This is a genomic window from Streptomyces sp. NBRC 110611 (assembly GCF_001590865.1).
In the GTDB taxonomy this organism is placed as follows: Bacteria; Actinomycetota; Actinomycetes; order Streptomycetales; family Streptomycetaceae; genus Streptomyces.
On sequence record NZ_BBUY01000005.1, the window covers coordinates 171,888 to 186,902 of the forward strand.

At 75.9% G+C, this 15,015-nt stretch carries 1 protein-coding gene (cut by a window edge); it reads right to left on the reverse strand.

The features are described 5' to 3' along the window. Positions 1–15,015 carry the 3' portion of an SDR family NAD(P)-dependent oxidoreductase gene (locus AZE13_RS14075; protein WP_066930893.1) on the reverse strand. 5,847 nt of this gene lie beyond the right edge of the window, so 15,015 of the gene's 20,862 nt are visible here — the last part of the coding sequence; its start codon lies off the right edge, out of view — the gene reads right to left on this strand; it ends in the stop codon at positions 1–3.

Here is a 15,015-nt window from a genome sequence, read left to right on the forward strand (position 1 = left end):
CTAGAAGCGCAGTTCGAGAAAGGGGGTGGACTGGTGTGGGGCGTCATCCGCGTCCGGGAGCGGGCCGTGGCCGGCGGGTCGCTCCCCGGCCGGCCCCGCCCCGTCGTGCTCCGGGGCCGGCTGCGGGAACCAGTACCGGCGGCGCCGGTAGCGGACCGGGTCCAGCGCGGTCCGGCGCACCGGATGCCGGTCGCGAAGCGCCGGATCCAGGTCGCTGACGATCATGTGGGCGTTGGTGCCGCCGAACCCGAACGAGCTGACGCCCGCCCGGCGCACCCCGCCCCGCCCCGGCCAGTCCCGCAGTTCCCGCACCGGATACAGCGGTGAGGTCTCGAACCGGAACCGGGGGTTGACCGTCCCGCAGTTCAGCGTGGGCGGCAGCTGACCGTGCCGGACCGCCAGGATCACCTTGATCAGGCCGGCGATCCCGGCGGCGCTCAGCAGGTGACCGATATTGGTCTTCACGCTGCCGACGCCGCAGTATCCGGACTCGTCGGTGGTCCGGCGGAACACCTCGGTCAGCGCCTTGAGTTCCATCGGGTCCCCGATCATGGTCCCGGTGCCGTGCGCCTCGACGTACGAGATCTCCGCGGCGCTCACCCCGGCGGCGCTCAGCGCCCGGGCGATCACATCCCGCTGGGCGTCGGGGTTGGGGGTGGTGATCCCCATCGTGCGGCCGTCATTGTTGACCGCGCTGCCGTCGATGACCGCGTACACCCGGTCGCCGTCGCGCAGCGCGTCGTCCAGCCGCTTGAGCAGCAGCACCCCGGCGCCCTCGCCCAGCACGATGCCGTCGGCGCGCTCGTCGAAGGTGTGGCAGCGCCCGGTGGGCGACAGTGCCCGGCCCTGGCTCATGCCGACGAACGGCACCTGGTCCAGCAGGATCTCCACCCCGCCGGCCAGCGCCAGCTCGCATTCGCCGGCCCGCAGGCTCTGCGCCGCCAGGTGGACGCTGAGCAGCGACGACGAACAGGCGGAGTCCACCACGGCGTTGGGGCCGCGCAGGTCCAGGTAGTGGGCGACGTGGGCGGTGATGAAGTTCTGCGCCAGACCGCTGATGCTGTCCTTGCCGGCCGCCGCGTGGTACGAGCCGAAGTTGGCGGTACGGGCCCCGGCGAAGACCCCCACCCGGCGTCCGGCGACCTCGTCCGGACGGTACCCGGCGTCGGCCAGGCACTCGGCGCTGACCTCCAGGAACTGCCGGACCAACGGGTCGACCTGGGGGGCGGAGGCCTCGTCCATCCGGAAGTGCTCCGGGTCGAAGTCCTCGATGGCGTCCAGGAACCCGCCCCACTTGCTGATGGTCCGGCCGGGCTCATGGCGCGGCGAGTAGTAGCGGCCGGCGTCCCAGCGGGAGGCGGGGACCTCGGTGACGGAGCTGGTGCCGGACGCGAGGTTCCGCCAGAAGGCGTCCTGGTCGGGCGCGCCGGGGAAGTGGCAGGCCAGCCCGATCACGGCGATCCGGCCGGCGGGCGCCGGCTCGGGCTCCGGCTCCGGCCGGGACTGGGGCACCGCCACCGGCTCCGGCTCGGGCTCGGGCTCGGGCTCGGGCTGAGGCTCCGGCTCGAACTGTGGTTCCGGTTCCGGCTGCGACCGCGAGGTGTTCTCCGCCACCGCGCCCTGCTCCCGCAGATGCGTGGCCAGCCGGCGCAGTGTGGGGTGTTCCAGGAAGGCGGAGGGCTCGACGGTGACGCCCACCGCCCGCTCCACCCCGGCCAGCAGCTGGGCGATCATGATCGAGTCCACGCCGAAGTCGGCGAAGTTGACGTCCGCGTCCAAGGCGGCCGCGTCCAGGCGCAGTTGTCCGGCGAACACCTCGGTCAGCCGGGCACACAGCGCGGCGTCGGCGGCATCGCCGGCGTCACCGGCGCGGGGGGCTGCCGTACGCCCGGTCTCCGCGGACGGTACCGGCCCGGAAGCGGCGGCCGGGGCGGGCGCGGGCCGGCCGGCCCGTTCCGGCACCCGCAGCACCCGGTCCGGGTCGAACGCGGCGGTGTCCACCACGCAGGGCAGCAGCACCGGCCGCCCCGGCACCGCCATGGCGCGGTGCAGCAGCGCCAGGCCCGCCTCGGTCGGCAGGGTGCGCAGCCCGAGGCCCCGGTAGGCGTCGGTGGTGACCTCCGGCATGCCCATCGACCGCCAGCTCGGCCACTGCAACGACCGGAAGCAGGTGCGCCCGACGGCCGCCTGGTACTCCGCGTAGCGGTCCATGAAGGAGTTGGCGAGCGCGTAGTCGCTGATGCCGGCGCCGAGCACCGGCGCCTCGCCGGACACCGACGAGCACAGCACGAAGAACCGCAGCGGATCCTCGGCGCACGCCTCGGCCAGCTCCTGCAGACCGGCGACCTTGGGCTCCAGGACCGTGCGCATCTCCTCGACCCGCTTACCGACGAACGCCGGGTTGGCGGTCAGGCCCAGGCCCGCGCAGTGCACGACCCCGGCGAGCGGACCGTGCTCGGCACGGACGGCGGCCAGGGTGGACCGCAGCCGGCCGGCGTCGTCCAGGCGGCCGTCGACGACGTCGATGCGCACGCCGGGACGGTCCAGGGCGAGCAGGTCGCGCAGCCGCGCCGCGGTCTCCGGATCGGTGCCGGGGTCCGCGCACAGCGCCTCCCACCGGTCGCGTGCGGGCAGCGGGCGGCGGCCCATCAGGACCAGCCGGTCGGCGCCGCGCGCGACGAGGTCCGCGGCGACCGCCCGGCCCAGCGCGCCGGTGCCACCGGTGATCAGTACCGGCCGGCCGGACAGACCCGCGCGCCAGTCCGCCGGCCCGTCCGCTCCGGGCTCCGGGGCCTGCTCCAGGTGCGGCAGGTAGCGGACGCCCTCGCGTACACAGGCCTCGGTGTACGTACCGGAGGCGGCCAGTTCGCGCGCGACGAGCTCCCGCAGCCGCCCGGTGGTCAGGGCGTACGCGTCCACGTCGACGGTCCGGGCGGTCATCCCGCGGTACTCGGCCGGCAGCATCCGCACGAGCCCGGCGAACGCCGCGCCGCGCAGGCTGGGACGTTCCGCCCGGAAGGCGGTCAGCCCCTGCGTGAAGTGCAGGTAGCACAGGCCCGTGGTGCGGTGCCGCGCCACCAGTTCCTGGGCCAGGACGATCCGGGCCCAGCTCTCCCGCACCCGGTCGCACGGCCGCGGCGAGACGTCCACCAGGTCGACGACCGCGGCGATCCGGACGTCGTCGGCCGTTAGCCGGCCGGCGAGCCGGGCGCCCTCGTCGGCGGCGGCGTCCTGCTCCTCGTCCAGCACGACGACCACGGCGTCCGGGCCGAACAGCCCCCGGGCGAGCGCCTCGTTGGCGGGGTTGGCCAGCACCAGGACGGGGCCCGGGAGGGCCGTTCCGCCGGCACCGGCGGCGCGCTCGCCGGCGGTGGCCCGCTCGTCGTCCGGGCGCCACGCCTTGGCCAGCAGCAGCTCCCCGTCGCCGGGGGCCGGCCGGGCGACGGCCGGCGCCGGGGCCGGGGCCGGGGCCTGGGCCTGGGCCTGGGCCGTTGTGGACGGCCGCGGTTGTTCACCGCCGAGCCAGTGCCGGTCCCGGGCGAACGGATAGGTCGGCAGGGTGGTCCGCCGCGGGGCGGCACCCCCGTGCCCCGTCGCTGACAGGGCCGTCCAGTCCACCTCGGCCCCGGCGACCCACAGCCGGGCCACCTGTTCGAGGTCCCCGTCCCGGAGGATCCGGTCGAGGTACTGCCGCCCCTCGGGTTCGGCCAGCCAGTCGTGCCGGCCGTCCGCGGCCGCGTCACTGCCGGTGAACAGGGCGCCGGCACTGGCCGGTGCGCCCTGCTCGGCGAACCGGCCGAGCGCTGCCCGGAGTTCGTCGTGCGTACCGGCGACCACGGCCAGCCGGGACGCCATCGGCACCCGGCCCACCCGCGCGGTATGGGCCAGCTCGGCGAGCGAGGCGGCGGGGCCGCGGCCGAGGAAGTCCGCCGTCCGGGCGGCGTAGGCGCGCAGCCGCTCGGGGGTGCGGGCCGACAGGACGAACAGCTGCCGTCCGCCGTCCGCGCCATCGGCCGCCGGGCGGCCGGGCGCCGTTGCGGGCGCCTCCTCCAGCACGACGTGCGCGTTGACCCCGCCGAAGCCGAACGAGCTGACGCCCGCGCGCAGCGGCAGCGGATCGCCGGCGGCGTCGGCCGGGCGCCAGTCGCGTGCCTCCAGCACCGGTGCGAACCGGCTGCCGTCGAGGCGGATCAGCGGGTTGAGCCGCTGGACGTGCAGGGTCGCGGGCAGCCGCCGGTGGCGCATGGCCAGCAGCACCTTGACCACGCCCGCCACGCCCGCGGCCGGCTCCAGGTGCCCGATGTTGCTCTTGACGGTGCCCAGCCCGACCTCCGTGCCGGGCGCCTCCCCGGCGAGCCGCCGGTACGCCTGCTGGATGGCGTCCACCTCGACGGGGTCGCCGAGTTCGGTGCCGGTGCCGTGCATCTCGACGTACGAGACGGTCTCGACCGGCACCGCGGCGTCGCGGTAGGCGGTCACCAGCAGATCGGCCTGCGCCGAGGGGTTGGGCGCGGTGAGCGAGGTGGCGTGACCGCCGTGGTTGACCGCGCTGCCGCGGATCACCCCGTGCACCCGGTCGCCGTCGGCCAGCGCCCGCGACAGCGGCTTGAGGACCAGGGCCGCGACGCCCTCGCCCTTGACGTAGCCGTTGGCGCCGCTGTCCATGGCCTTGCAGCGGCCGTCGGGGGCGAGCACCCCGAGCTGGTGGCCGCTGACGATGGTCTGCGGCGACAGGACCAGGCTCACCCCGCCCGCGATGGCCAGTTCGCTCTCGCCGTCCCGCAGCGAGCGGACCGCCCGGTGCAGGGCCACCAGGGAGCTGGAGCAGGCGGTGTCGATGCTCTCGCTCGGGCCGCGCAGGTCCAGCAGGTAGGAGAGCCGGTTGGCGAGCATGGTGCGGGCCAGGCCGGCCCCGGAGTACGCGTTGGGCTCGGTGCCCTCCCCGCCTAGCACCATGGACTCGTAGTCGGTGAACTGGGTGCCCACGAAGACGCACACACCGCGCCCGGCCAGCTGGTCCGCGCGGCAGCCCGCGTCCTCCAGCGCCTTCCAGCTCTCCTCCAGGAAGAGCCGGTGCTGGGGGTCCATGACCTCGGCCTCCAGCGGCGAGATCTTGAAGAACAGCGGGTCGAACCGGTCGACGTCGTCGAGGAATCCGCCCCAGCGGGGGGTGCCCGGGAAGCGGTCGGCCAGCTCGCGCCAGTCCCAGCGCTCGGCGGGTGCCTCGGTGATCAGGTCGCGGCCCTGCGCCAGGTTGTCCCAGTACGCGTCCAGGTCGGGGGCGCCGGGGAAGCGGCCGCTCATGCCGATGACGGCGATGGGCTCGGGCTCTTCGGCACCGTGACGGTCACGCTCGCGGCCGCCGGCCGCCGGGGCGGTTCCGGTGCGGGGGGCCGGTGCGGCGGCGGACGCCGGCGCGGCGACGGGCCCGTGCTGCGGGGCCGGCGGGGGAACCGGTGCCGGTGCGTGCACGCGGCGCAGGTCCTCGGCGAACTCCGCCACCAGGTGGGCGGCGAGCTTGGTGATCGTGTTGGCGGAGAACAGCGCGGTGGTCGGGACATCGATGCCGTAGCGCTCGCCCAGCTCGTGGGAGAGCGTCTTGAGCCCGAAGGAGTCGAGACCGTACTCCCCGAAGCCCGCATCGGCCTCCAGCGCGCCGGCCGGCATATCGAGCACCGTGGCCAGTATCCCGCGCAACTCCCTTGCGCAGGCCGCCTCCAGCTGTGCTCCGTGCACCGCCGGCCGGGCGGCGCCGGCCACGGCGGGAGCGGTACCGGCGGGAGCGGTACCGGCGGTGGCGGTACCGGTGGGGGCGGTCACGGACGGCCCGGCGGGGGCCGCGGCCCGCTCGTGCCCCTGCGGGCGACCGCGCTCGCCGCCCTCGGCGGCCAGGACGTGGGCCCGCACCCGCTCCGGGTCGCCGGGGACCGCCATCAGCCGGCTGCGTCCGCTGCTCAGCGCGAGGTCCAGCACCCGCTCGCCCTCGGCGGACTCCAGGTAACGGAAGCCCGTGGTGGCCAGGTAGCGCGCCTCGTCGTCCTCCTGGACGTGCATCCCGCCCTCGCGCCACATCGGCCAGTCGACGGCCACCGTCACGCCGTGGCGTTCGCCCACGGCCCGACGGGCCGCGCGTTCGGCCGCGAAGCCGTCCAGGAAGCGGGCGCCGAAGCCGTAGTCGACCAGGCCGTAATCGCCCAGGTGTCCGGCGGTGGAGGCGTAGAGCAGGAAGAGGTCCAGCCGCTCGTCACCGGTCGCCGCGTCGAGGGCGAGGGTGCCCTCCGTACGGACCCTGAGCTGTGCGCGCAGCTCGGTGAGGTCCTTGTCGGCCAGCGGCCGTTCGCTCACCGTGCCGGCCAGGTGGCAGATGCCGTGCAGTGCGCCCCAGCGGGTGCGGACGGCGGCGACCACCTCGGCCATCCGGGCGGCGTCGGCGGCGTCGCCCTGGAAGTAGTCGGCCTGTGCGCCCAGTTCCCGCAGCTCGCGCAGCCACGCCTCCTTGGCGGCGTCCAGTGGCGAGCGGCCGACCAGCGCCAGCCGGGCACGGTGCCGTACGGCGAGGGTCCGGGCCAGGTGGCGGCCGAGCCCGCCCATACCGCCGGTGAGGAGATAGACGCCGTCCTGACGGAACGTCACTGCCTCGCCGGACCCGGCCAGTTCCGCCGGGGTCAGTTCCCGCTGGTGCTGGGTGCGGCGCTCACCGGCGTCGTGGCGGACCACCGCGGCGTCCACGTGTGCGGCGGCCAGTTCGGCCAGCAGGGCCGGCGTGTCGTGGGGGCCGGTGAAGCGGATGACCGAGAACGCGGTACCGGGCGTGATGGCCCGCAGCGAGCCGGCGAAACCGCCCCACGCCTCGGCGAGCGCCAACGCCCCGTCCGGCCCGTCCTCGCGGACGGCCACCTGGATGCGGGCGAGGGCCGCGGTGCCGGCCGCGCCGAACGCCTTCAGCAGCAGGAACAGCGCCTCGGGCCCGTGCGCCAGGCGCTCGGAGAGGCTGCCGGGAGGTGCCCCCTCCCCCGCGACGCCCGGCACAGGCCCCAGCGGCCACAGGTGTGCCACGCGGGTGATCCGCAGCCCGGCGGCGCGCAGGGCACCGGCCAGCCGGACGTGGTCCTCGGGGCTGTCGGGGCGCACCTCGTAGGTGCGGCCGTCCAGTTCGCGGAAGCGGGCGCCGGGGCGGACCACCACCGGGTCGCCCGGCAGCCGGGCGGCCAGGGCGTCGTCCGCGCACAGGGCCAGCAGCGTGCCCCCGTCCCGGTCGCCCGCCGCCGGCACCGGTGCGTGCCGCCATTCGGTCCCGAACAGCAGCACATCGGCGGCCAGGGCCGGTGCCGGATCCGGCACGGCGGCCAGGGCCGTCCCGTCCGCGCCGGCCGCGCGCTCCCCCGTGGGGAACCAGTGGCGTTCGGCCGCGAAGGGGTAGGTGGGCAGGGAGCGGCGGCGCGGCACCGAGCGGTAGAGCCGGCGCCAGTCGACCGCCGCCCCCCGCACCCAGGCGTCGCCGATCGCGTCGAGAGAGGTCTCGCCGGCGGCCGGCACGGGCGGGACGGCGCCGCGTTCGACCCGTCCGGTGCGGACGGCACGGACGTCCTCGGGCCGGCCCGCGAGCCAGCCGGCCAGGCGGTCCCGCGCCTCCGCGCCGTCGTGGGCCACGAAGGCCAGCCGCTCGGGGAAGTCGGCGCGCCCGGCCTGGAGGGTGTAGGCGGTGCCGGTCAGATCGCCGGTCCAGTGGGGCGCGTCCCCGGCGACGAACGCCCGCGCATAGGCGCGCAGCCGCTCCGGGTCCCGGGCGGACAGGGTGAACAGGACCGGGTCCGCGCCCGGCCCGGCCTGCGCGGCGGCGGGTCCGGCCTCGGCGGCGGGTCCGGCCTCGGCGGCCGCGTCCCGGCCCGCTCCGGCGGGCGGCTCGTCGGCCATGTACTCCTCCAGCACCACGTGGGTGTTCACTCCTCCATAGCCGAATGCGCTGATACCGACGCGGCGGGGCAGGTCGCGCCCGTCCGGGCCGGCCGGGCGGGGCCAGTCCCGTGCCTCGCCCAGCACGTGGAACGGCGAACCGGCCAGCTTCAGATAGCCGTTGAGCTCCTGGACGTTCGGGTTGGCGGGCGTCCGTCCGTGCCGCATGCTCAGGACGGCGCGCAGCAGCGCGGAGACGCCGGCGGCCGGTTCCAGGTGCCCGATGGTGTTCTTCAGGGCGGCGAGTCCGCAGTGCGGCCGCTCGGGCGCCGGCAGGCCCCGGCGGTCGTAGAGCTCGGCGAAGGCCTGCCGCAGCCCGTTGACCTCGGCCGGGTCACCGATGACGGTGCCGGTGCCGTGGGTCTCGATGTAGCCGATGGTGCGCGGGTCGACGCCGGCCTTCTCGTGTGCGGCGACGATCACTTCGGCCTGTGCGGTGGGGTTGGGCGCGGTGAGCGAGTTGGCCCGCCCGCCGTGGCCGACGGCGGTGCCGCGGACGACCGCGTGGATCGGGTTGCCGTCGGCGAGTGCCGTGCTCAGCCGCTTGAGGACGACGGCGCCGACCCCCTCGCCCCGTACGTAGCCGTTGGCGTCCTTGCCGAAGGCCCGGCCCACGCCGTCGGGGCTGAGCATGCCGGCCCGCTCCAGGGACGAGAAGGTGACCGGCGAGAGCATCACGCTGACGCCGCCGGCGATCACCGTGTCGCAGTGGCCGAGCTCCAGCGCCTCGGCCGCGCGGTGCAGCGCCACCAGGGAGCTGGAGCACGCGGTGTCGACGGGCTCGCTGGGGCCGCGCAGGTCGAGGTGGTACGAGATCCGGTTGGCCAGCATCGAGGGGGCGAGCCCGGTCGAGGCGTAGGCGTCGGTCCTGGCACCGGAGCGCTGGATCAGCTCCGCGTACTCCGAGGCGCCGACTCCGACGAACAGGCCGGTGCGGGTGCCCGCGAGCGAGCCGGGGTCGATACCGGCGTCCTCGATGGCGGTCCACACCGTACGCAGCAGCAGCCGCTGCCGCGGGTCCATCCAGCGGGCCTCGCGCGGCGAGATCCCGAAGAACAGCGGGTCGAACTCGTCGATGGCGGGCATGAATCCGCCGCGGTTGACCCGGGTGCGGCCGGGGTGGCCGGCCGGGTCGCCGTAGGTCTCGCGCCAGTCCCAGCGGTCCTGCGGCACCTCGGAGATGAGGTCGCCGCCGCGCTCCAGGTTGGCCCAGAAGGCGTCCAGGTCGGGCGACTGCGGCAGGATCCCCGCCATACCGACGATCACCACCGGGTCGGTGCCGCCGGCGGCCCCCGGCGCCACGGCCGGGGCCGCGGCCGGCTCCTGTGCGGGGGCGGACGGCTGGTCCGTCTCCGGCGTCCCGGGCGCGTCCGGGGCCGTCAGCTCCGCCGCGTGGTCCCGCCACAGCAGGGCGGTGAGCGCGTCGGGGGTGGCGGCTTCCAGGAACGTGTCGGGCGTGACCGTCAGGCCGAACGCCTCACCCACCTGGTCGGCGAGCTTGATGAGGCTGAGCGAGTCCAGTCCGTGGTCGTGGAAGGTGGTGCCCGGGTCGAGTTCGGCACCGGAGTACCCGGTGAGGCCGGAGAGCAGCTCCAGGACCCGGGCGGCGAGCCAGCCGGGCGGCGTCGACCGGTCCTGCTGCGGGCCGGCGGCCGACCCGCCGGGCAGCCGCGCCGGAGCCGCCGGCGAGGCCGGAGCCTGCGGGGCCGGGGCCTGCGGGGCCGGCTGCCGGGCCGCGATCCAGTAGCGCTCGCGCGCGAACGGATAGGTGGGCAGCGTCATCGGACGCGGGCGCACCGGGTAGAGCGCGTCCCAGTCGAACTCCGTGCCGGCCGCCCAGCGCTCCGCCAGCCGCTCCAGCTCGTGCCGGGGCAGGGGCAGCGGACCCGGGACGGCCCGGGGCGCGGGCCGCAGCCAGGACTCGGCCCGTACGCTGCCCCGCCACAGGGCCGGGCCACGGTCGTCGCCGTCGGCGAACCGGCGGAGCATCCCGGCCAGTTCACCGGTGCTGGACGCGATCAGCGCCAGCCGCTCCCCCATCGCCTCGCGGCCCGCCTGCAGGGTCCAGGCCAGCCGGTCGAGGCCGGCCGGTTCCAGGGCGCCCCCGGCGGCCGTCCGCCCAGGGGCCGGTCCGGCGTCCGGTCCGGCCAGTACGGCCGCCACCTGACGCAGGGTCATCTCCTCGTGCAGATCCCCGGGACGTACCCGGTCGGGGTCGAGTCCGCGCCGCTCGGCGGCCTCGGCCACCAGCCGCAGGACCGCCATCAGGTCCAGGCCCAGATCGGCCAGCGGCTCGTCCGGACCGGCCCCCGACACACCCGCGAGTCCGGCGAGTTCGGCGGCCAGGGCGTCCACCGGCGCCGAGGGGCCGCCGGCGGCCGCCGCCGCTCCGCGGGTGAGATGGGCGCACAGGCCCGCGGCCGCCTCCCGCAGCCGGTCCTCGTCGCGCGCGGAGAGCACGAACAGCCGCGGTGCGCCGTCCTCGTGGGCCGGTGCGGCCGGCGGCCCGGCGTACTCCTCGAGGATCAGATGGGCGTTGGCGCCGCCCGCGCCGAACGCGCTGATGCCGGCGCGCAGCGGCCCCCCGTCCGGCAGCGGCCGCCACTCGGCGCGCTCGCGCTGGAGCGCGAAGGGGACCCCCGCCCAGTCGATCTTGGGGTTGAGCCGCTCGGCGTGCAGGGACGGCGCCAGTTCGCGGTGGCGCATCTGCAGCAGCACCTTGGTGACGGCGGCGATACCGGCCGCCGACTCCAGATGGCCGATGGAGGACTTCAGCGAACCCAGCGCGATCCGTGGCGCGCCTGCCGGGCGGTCACCGAAGGCCCGTACCAGACCGGCCATTTCGGCCGGGTCGCCCAGCGCGGTGCCGGTGCCGTGCGCCTCGACGTAGGAGACGGTGCCCGGGTCGATGTCCGCGCGGCGCAGCGCGTCCGTCATCAGCGCGCCCTGCGCCACCGGGTTGGGCACGGCGAACCCGCCGGTCTTGCCGCCATGGTTGAGGGCGCTGCCCAGGATCACCCCGTGGATGCGGTCACCGTCGCGCTCGGCCAGCTCCAGCGGCTTGAGCAGGACGGCGCCGACGCCCTCGCCGGGCACCATCCCGTCGCCGTCCGCACCGAAGCTGCGGCAGCGGCCGTCGCTGGAGGTGAACCCGCCCACCGCGAGCTGGCCGTACTTGCGCGGGTGCACGGCGAGGTTGACCCCGCCGGCCAGCGCGTACTCCGCGTCGCCGAGGAGCAGCGCCTCGCAGGCGAGGTGGAGCGAGCTGAGCGAGGAGGAGCACATGGTGTCGACGGCCAGGCTGGGGCCCTGGAAGTCGAAGAGGTAGGAGACACGGTTGGCGATGGAGGAGTACCCCATGCTGCCGGCCAGCCCGTCGGCCGTCTCGTAGAGCTGGTACTGGCCGTACATGACGCCCACGTACACCCCGACCCGGGCGCCGTGCAGCCGCCCGCGCGGGTAGCCGGCGTCCTCCAGGGCCTCCCACGCGGTCTGCAGGAACAGCCGCTCCTGCGGATCGGTCAGCTCCGCCTCGTTGCGGGACATCTGGAAGAACCGGGGGTCGAACTCGTCGACGCCGTCCACGAATCCGCCCCAGCGGCTGACCGGCGCGCCGTTCACCTCGGGGTGGTCACGCCAGTCCCAGCGCTCGGCGGGCACCTCGCGCACGGCCTCACGGCCGGTGCGCAGGTTGTCCCAGAACTCCTCCAGGCCGCGGGCCATCGGGTAGCGGCCGGCCACTCCGATGATGGCGATCTTCTGCCAGTCCCCGGGCCGGCGGGCGGGCGCGGACGCGCGCGCCACGGCGATGGTACGGGACCGGGCGCCCTCCTGGTCCCGGCCGCGGTCCTGCTCCGGGCCGCGGTCCTGCTCCGGGAGCAGGGCGGCACGCAGCGCCTCGGCGTGCTCGGCGACGAGGTGGTCGACGAGCTGCCCGATGGTCGGGTACTCGAACAGCAGCGTCGCCGGCAACGAGCCGGCCACGGGGGTCAGCTCGTCGACGATCCGCGGCGTGGTGAGCGAGTCGATGCCGAAGTTCTCGAACGTCTCGTCGGGGAAGAGCCGGTCCTCGGGCACCTGGAGCACCTCGCGGAAGGCCCGCTTGACGTACCCCTCGACGGCGGTCCGCAGCGCCTCACCGTCCGCCGGCGCGGTGGCGGTCGCCGGTGCGTCCGCGGTCCGCCGCGGCGCGGGTGCGGAGGCCGGGGAGACCGCGGCGGCCGGAGAGACCACGGCGGCCGGGGAGGCCGGGGCGTCCGCGGAGTCCGTCCCGGTACCGCGGTCCGCGACGATCACGCACTGGGTGCTGCCGACATCGGCCGGCAGCGCCCGGCTCCGCGCGAAGCCGGCCATCCCCAGCACCCGCTCCCAGCCGGCGCCGGACAGCAGCGGTGAGCCGGGCAGCCGCAGGTGCGCGTCGGTGTTGAGCCACCAGCCGTCGAGCAGGCCGAAGGTGAGGGTCGCGGTGATGACGTTCTGGCTGGCCTCGTTCAGGACGAGCCAGCCGCCCGGCGCCAGCAGGGACCTGACGTTGCCGAGGGTGGTGAGCAGGTCGTCCGTGGCGTGCAGGACGTTGGCCGCGACCACCACGTCGAAGCCGGCCGGCTCGAAGCCCTGGGCCGCGGGGTCGCGGCTCGCGTCGAGGGTGGCGAACTCCATGAACGGGTACTGCTCGGCGAACCGCTGCCGCCCGTGCTGGAGGAACGCCTTGGACAGGTCGGTGTAGACGTAGCGCACCGGTACACCGGCCGCGGCGATGGCGGGCAGCACGCTGCCGGTGGTACCGCCGGTACCGGCCCCCACCTCCAGGACGGCCAGCGGCCGGCCGGTGCCGCCGTCCCGGTGCCGCCGGTCCAGGAAGCGGCCGACGGCCGAGGCGACCAGCTCGTTGGCGCGGTCCACGACCGGGCTGCCCTTGTAGGCGCCTTCGACGAGCGCGGTGGAGCCGCCGGGGAACATCACGTCGGTGGCCCGCACCTCCCCGCGCAGCACCGGGAACAGGCTGTGCATACAGGGCCGCAGCAGCCGGTCGAAGCGGTTGAGCGCCGTGGTCCGCTCGCACAGCGCGATCAGGTCCCGCTCGGGGTCCTCGGCCACCCGCGGGCCGGCCGGGACCACGGTGCCGTCGGACTCCCGGCGCAGATGCCCGGCCACGGCCAGCACCCGCAGCAGCTCGGCGAAGAGCCGGCGCTGGGTGTCCCGTACGCCCAGCCCGCCGGCCAGCGCGTCCTCGGTCCAGCGCTCGGCATCGTCCAGGAACACCCCCTGCTCCCGGAAGAGCCGCCACAGCCAGTCCAGCATGATCCGGTCCAGGCGGTCGCTGTCGGCGGCGGGCAGCAGCAGGTCCGCGGCCGGCTCGGCGGCCAGCGCCTCGACGATGCCCCATGCCGCAGGCCCGCTCCCCGGTACCGGCATCGCTCCGGTCACCTGCCCTTCCTGTCCTGGGTGTGTGCCGGCCGCGGCCGCGGAGAAGTCCACACCGGCGCTCTCCAGCACCTGGCGGGTGGCCTTGGTGACCACGACCTGGGGCTCCGGGTGTCCCAGGACGTGCGCCACCGCCGCCATGCCTTCGGCCGGCTCGATCGAGAAGATGCCGTTGCGGGCCAGCCGCTCCCGGTAGCGGTCCTCGGCCACGATCCCGACGGTGCCCCAGAAACCCCAGTTGACGACCCGCACGGCGGCGTCCAGGCGGTCCTCCAGGAAGTGCGCGAAGGCGTCCTCGAAGGCGCTGCCCGCCGCGTAGTTGCTCTGCCCCGCGCTGCCCGACAGCGCCACGGCCGAGGAGAAGAACATCACGAAGTCCGGGCGCACCGGACGCACCGCGGCCAGCAGGGCCACACTGGTCCTGGTCTTGGCCTCCAGCGCCGCCCGGAACGTGGCCTCGTCCATGTTGGCCAGGCTCTGGTCGCGCAGCACGATCGTGGAGTGGAAGACGCCGTGCAGCACACCGTGCTCCTGCGTGCAGCGGCGCACCACGCGCTCCAGTTCACCGGGGTCACCGGCGTCGGCACGCTCGTAGCGCACCAGCCGGCCGTCCGGGTCGATCGCCGCCAGGCGCGCCCGGCGCCGCTCGTCCAGGGCGCTGCGGCCCACCAGGACGACCCGCGCCCCGTACTCCCGCACCAGCCACGCGGTGACCTCCAGGCCGATGCCGCCGGCCCCGCCCAGGATCAGGTAGACCCCCTCGCGGCGGATCCGGTCCGTACCGGCCGGAGCCGGTGCCACCGGGACGAGCTTCCTGCGGTGCACCGCACCCGCGCGCAGCGCCAGCGGACCGCCGGCCCCGGCCGCGGTGCCGGCGGCCACCAGACGGGTCAGCGCGGCGGCCGTGGTACGCACCGCGTCGCCGCTCGCGCGGTCCAGTACGGACACCTCCCAGCGCGGGTACTCCTGGGCCAGCGACAGGGCCAGGCCGTGCAGGCTGCCCGCGAACGGGTTGCCCACCGGCTCGCCCAGCACCCCGCAGACGTCCTCGGTCACCACGGCCAGCCGCACCGCATGTGCCGAAGCACCGCGCGCGAGCAGCGACTTGACCAGGCGGAAGAGGGCCAGCACACCGCGCTCCTGGCTGTCCTCCAGGGCTCCGGCGTCGTGGTGGCGCTCGCCGGGCCGCGCGGACCCGGAGAGGAAGTACACCGTGCCGGGCAGCGCCGCAGCCGACGCCGTCGACCCGGCGTCCGCCGCGGCCACCACGACCGGCCGGCCGCCCACCTCGGCGGCGAGCTCCGCGGCCAGCTGTTCGCTGCCCTCGTCGTGCACGATCCAGGTCTCGCCGGCCGGGCGGGAGCGGGCCGGGTCCGCCGGGGCCGCCTCGGCCGCGGCGGCCGCCACGGCGGTCCAGCGCGGCGCGAAGAGCAGCCCGTCCAGCGCGGCGGTGCCGGTGCCGCCGGTGGCCGGGGCCCGGGTGTCCGCGGTGTTCACGGTGTCCGCGGTGGCTGCGGCGTTCGCGGTGACCGCGGTGGCCGGGGCCTCCGCGGCCGCGCCGGGCGCGGGCCGCAGTGCGAGGTCACGCAGCTGTACGCAGACCCGGCCCGCGTCGTCGAGGAGGTCGATGTCGTAGCG